This window comes from Streptomyces sp. 13-12-16 (genome assembly GCF_002114215.1).
Classification (GTDB): domain Bacteria; phylum Actinomycetota; class Actinomycetes; order Streptomycetales; family Streptomycetaceae; genus Streptomyces.
The window spans coordinates 1-3,373 of record NZ_NCTE01000616.1; the positions used below are offsets into that span (position 1 = coordinate 1).

2 protein-coding genes are annotated in these 3,373 nt (G+C 71.7%); both read left to right on the forward strand.

The annotated features are described in order from the left end of the window. The first annotated feature begins 466 nt into the window (after positions 1-466). Positions 467-1,462 (forward strand): L-histidine N(alpha)-methyltransferase, encoded by a 996-nt coding sequence (locus tag B7767_RS24315; RefSeq protein WP_085574071.1) that lies wholly within the window; start codon positions 467-469, stop codon positions 1,460-1,462. Between the two features lie 587 nt (positions 1,463-2,049). Then, positions 2,050-2,751 (forward strand): S1 family peptidase, encoded by a 702-nt coding sequence (locus B7767_RS24325; RefSeq protein ID WP_256923549.1) that lies wholly within the window; start codon positions 2,050-2,052, stop codon positions 2,749-2,751. Positions 2,752-3,373 lie beyond the last annotated feature (622 nt).

Here is a 3,373-nt window from a genome sequence, read left to right on the forward strand (position 1 = left end):
GGCCGCGCCGGCTCCCCGGCCGAGTCCCCGCTCCGCCGCCCCGTCGTCGTCCCCGGCGCCGGCGAGTACCCCGGAAGGGCCCGCCGGCCCGGCCGCACGCCGGCCCGTGGACCGCACGTGCTCTCTGTCGGATCCACGACGCCCTGCGGGGCGTCCTGAGGTGCTGGACCCGTATCCGCCCCCCTGCCGCCGGCCCCTGCCCAGCGGACCGCACACGACATCAAGATCGAGAGAGCCCCGACGGAGTCCTGCCGGCTGCCGGGTGTCCCACCAATGGCCGAGGCCGGCAGGACGCACCAGGTGCGTCGTGAGTTGCTGAAAGACGACACCGGTGCTGACGGCGCACCCGACGACCCGGACTTCGCCAGGAGGCCGCCCCGCGTCCCCCGAGCCCGTCGAGGGGGCGCCACGCAGTGCGCCGGTGAGGAAGGAAGCCAGGGGCGGGCCCGAGCCTCAGGAGCGGTGGATGAGCGCAGACGGTCACGGAGCCGGTGTCGTGGAAGTCGTCCTCGGACCGGACCGTCGGGCGGGGGACGGGACGGAGGAACTGCGGGCGGGTTTCGCCGAGCGGCCCCGTCGGATCCCGCACCGCTACGGATACGACGCGGCAGGATCACAGTTGTTCGAGGAGATCAGCCGCTTGCCCGCGTACTACCCTCCCCGCTCGGAACGCAAGCTGTTGCGGGCCCATGGGAGCGACATGGCGCGTCTGTCGAACGCAACCGAACTCGTCGACCTCGGAGCCGGCAGCGCGGAGAAGTCGGAGATCCTGCTGGCGGCCATGGACGCGAACAGGACCCTTCACGGCTACACGGGAATCGACGTGAGTCCCCAGCCGCTGCGGGCGGCCGCCCTGCGCATCAGGGCCCGGTGGCCGACGGCCCGTGTCACGGTCGTACACGGCGACTTCGCCACCGCTCTGCCGTGGATCCGAGACCGCGGGGCGGGGCGTCTCATGGCGATGCTCGGCAGCACCTTCGGGTGTCTGACACCGCCCGAGCGGTTCGCCTTCCTGCGCGCTCTGCGGGCCTGCTGCGGGCCGCGCGACCACGTTCTGCTCTGCGCCGACCTCTTCCAGCCGGTGAACACCGTGCGCCGGGCGTACCAGGCCGGATACGAGGGGGAGCGGCCGGTGCGCCGGCTGTTCGCCCTCAACACCCTGACTCACCTCAACAGAGCGTACGGGGCCGATTTCGACCTCGGCTGCTTCGAGCCGGAAGTGGTCTACGACGTCCCCCTCCGGCAGATACGGGGTGAGATCCGTAGCACCAGGCGCCAGCGGGTGGCCCTCCCGGGCCTCGGCCTGACCCTTGACCTCGCCAAGGACGAGACGCTCGTTCACGATGTCCTGCACAAGTTCGAGCTGAGCGAACTCGTGCGTGAGCTGGAATCCTTCGGGTTCCGGTACCGTCGGCACTGGGTGGAGGGGGAGTGCCAGTACGCGGCCGTGCTGCTGAACTGAGGAGCTCCCGAAGAGCCGTTGCGTGACCCCACGCGCTCCGGAGTGCCTGACGGCAAGCACCCGAAGGGCGTTCGCAGCAGGCGCATTGCCCTTGATGTTCTGGTGAGTTCCTCGTCAGGCGGGAGCGGGCTGCTCACCGACGCAGCGGATCTCGGCGTGGGCGGTGTCGTGCCGTCGCTTCCACCGTTTGAGCCGACGGCCCCGGAACGGGACACGAACGAAGCCGCCGGCGCCCCGGTACGCCTTGTCCGTCCAGTGCTTGACTCCCGTCTCCGTGAGGGCGTGGATGATCCCGTGTCGGTTGGACGGACCGTCGCGCCGGCACGGACCAGCTGTCTCTGCCCCCACAAAGCGGATCCGCTGCTCGAGCCGAACGGCGGACCCGGGTCGATTCCGGATCATCCGGTCGGCGAGGCACGTGAGCGGGCGGAGTGGGCAGGCCGCCAAGCGGCGTGGATCCGTCTGGCATACGGGGCGGCCGGGGGTCCTGCCCGCGCGCCGGGTGGCTGGCGGCTTTCGGCCTGACCATCCGGGTCGGGGCGACCCACAATGGCAGGTACATGCCGTAGGAGGTCGTCGTGAATCCCATGCGTTCCGGAAGACCCCGGACCATCCTCCGGGCCGTCGTCGTACTGGCGTTGCTCCTGGGCTGGTCCGCCGCCGCCGGATCAGCCGCGCACGCCGACCGGCGAGCGGGGCAGCAGGCGGCCGTCGCGGTGCGCGGGGGCGACACCCTCTACAGCACCGGCGCCCGCTGCACCGTGGGCTTCAACGCCCGCTCCGGCTCCACGCTGTACGCGCTCGTTTCGGGCCGGTGCGCCCAGGGCGCCCGTACCTGGTACGCCGACCCTGCCCTGACCATCGGTGTCGGCGTCACCGCAGGAGTGAGTTTCCCGGGCAACGACTACGCGAGCATTCGGTACACCAATACGGCGGTCGCCTACCCGGGCGAGGTCTCGCTGGGCGCCGGTGCCGGTACACGCGACATCACCGGCGCGGCGAATCCCGTCGTCGGGCAGTCCATCTGCCACGTCGGACGGACCACCGGATACCGCTGCGGGACCGTCCAGGCCGTGAACCTCACCATCAACTACGGGGGAGGAACCGTATACGGACTGTTCCGGTCGACCGTCTGCTCCGAGCCCGGAGACGCCGGCGGTCCGGCTTTCTCGGGCGGCACGGCTCTCGGCATCATCGTCGGCAGCAGCGGGAACTGCAGCTCGGGAGGCCTCACCTACTACCAGCCGGTGGTCGAGTGGCTGTCGGCGTACGGTCTGAGCGTCTACTGAGGCAGACGGACCGGCCGAGCACGCGAAGCTCCCCTGCGGCGCACCCGCCGGTGGGTACCCGACGGCTGCCCCTGCTGCTCGGCACCACCGGCGTCACGCAGGACGAGGCCGGCACCGGCGTCGCGCTCTCCACCGGGCCGGGACACTTCGGCGCCGGCCCACCCACCGCCCTGGCGGCGGTCCTCAAGCTCGTCGAGTCCGTCCTGGCACGAGCCCGGACCGCAGAGGGCGGGCGGACGGGCAGGGCTCGGCGTGTACGGGAGGCCCGGCGACAAGGAGAGAATGGGGCCATGGTGATGTGTAGGAAGTGCGGTGCGGAAAAGCGCCGTTGGCCTCGCTCCTGTTCCCGGTGCCGTTCCCGGGCGGACCGGGGGGAAGCGGCCGCGGACGCTGCAGAGCTGGCCGTGGAGACAGGACTGCTCGGGTGGGTCTGGCGAGGATTCGTGAGCGTTGTGCGGCTGATACTGCGCGCGGTCAACTGACCGCCCGGGCAGATCCGCCCCGCCGCCGAGCGCCGTGCCGCTGTTCGCCCGCGTCGTCCGGGCGGCCGCCCTCCGGCCGCCGCCCGCGGCCGTTGCGCCTCCCGTCTGCCGCGACCTGCGAGCAACCCGCCCTCGGCCCG

Coding starts and splice junctions, on each gene's coding strand:
- B7767_RS24315 (WP_085574071.1), top strand. CDS start 467: ATGAGCGCAGACGGTCACGGAGCCGGTGTCGTGGAAGTCGTCCTCGGA.
- B7767_RS24325 (WP_256923549.1), top strand. CDS start 2,050: ATGCGTTCCGGAAGACCCCGGACCATCCTCCGGGCCGTCGTCGTACTG.